The organism is Peribacillus sp. Bi134 (genome assembly GCF_918698065.1).
GTDB lineage: Bacteria > Bacillota > Bacilli > Bacillales > DSM-1321 > Peribacillus.
Genome location: NZ_CAKKLN010000031.1, coordinates 1 through 1,075, shown reverse-complemented (window position 1 = coordinate 1,075; position 1,075 = coordinate 1). Strand labels below are relative to the sequence as shown.

Below are 1,075 nucleotides of genomic sequence, written 5' to 3'. Positions count from 1 at the left end.
GGGGTACTGGTTAGTAAGTAGAGGAGGAAAAAACAATGAATCCAGTTGTTGGTCTGGATGTGGCAAAAGGAGAGAGCCAAGTTCAGGCATTTTTAGATCAATCTAAACCGTATGGGAAGAGCTTTTCAATGAAGCATATCAAAGAGGAGTTAGATCATTTTTTAGAATTTCTAAAAGAAATTGAAGAGGTGGCAGGGCAAATGCCTATGGTCATTTTAGAATCTACAGGGCATTACCATTCTCCTGTTATTCAATACCTGGAGGAACAAGGGATTCCATATATCTTACTAAATCCGATTATTTCTTATCAGGCAAAGAAGTCCAGCTTACGGAAGGTGAAAACGGACGCTATCGATGCGTACCAGTTGTGTGTGCTGTATTACAAAGAGGATTTAGAACCTCATAAAATTAGAGGAATTCAGCTATTAGACCTTCGGAATTTGTCCAGACAACAGGAAATCGTAACGAATATGTATGTGGAAGCTAAACTTCAGTTTCACACCATTTTAGATCAAGTGTTTCCTGAATACCGGAAGGTTTTTGGGGATCTATATTCAAGGGTTTCTTTATTGATATTAAAGGAATATCCCACCTCAGAGGCGGTATTAGCAGCCGGGGAAAGTAAACTAGCAGAGAGTGTTATAGAGTTCTGTCCTAGCCGATCGGGTCAATGGGCATGGGAAAAAGCAAAAAAAATAATGGACTCCGCGTCTCGAAATCCATTTCAAATAAACGTGTATCAAAGTCACGTAATCAATCTTCGTATGTATATTGAGTTGCTTTTTCATTACCAGGGACACCTCTCTGAGTTGGAAGATCGTATAGTGGCCCTGGCAAATGAACTGGAAGAATATAAGATCATCCAATCGATTCCCGGTATCGGAGAAAAAATCGCAGCCACGATCATCTCTGAAATTGGTGAAATCGATCGGTTTAATCACCCGAAAAAACTTGTTGCCTTCGCTGGAGTAGATCCAACTGTTCACTCATCAGGTAAGTTTACGGCAACCATTAATCGTATTACTAAAAGAGGTTCGAGCAGACTACGTCATTCTCTGTATCTTGCCGTACTATG

Annotated in this window: 1 protein-coding gene; it reads left to right on the top strand. The window is 40.3% G+C overall.

The genetic code is table 11. The features are described 5' to 3' along the window. Positions 1-35: 35 nt before the first annotated feature. A partial coding sequence (locus LQ188_RS26720) for an IS110 family transposase (protein WP_230178964.1) occupies positions 36-1,075 on the top strand: 1,040 nt, incomplete at its 3' end.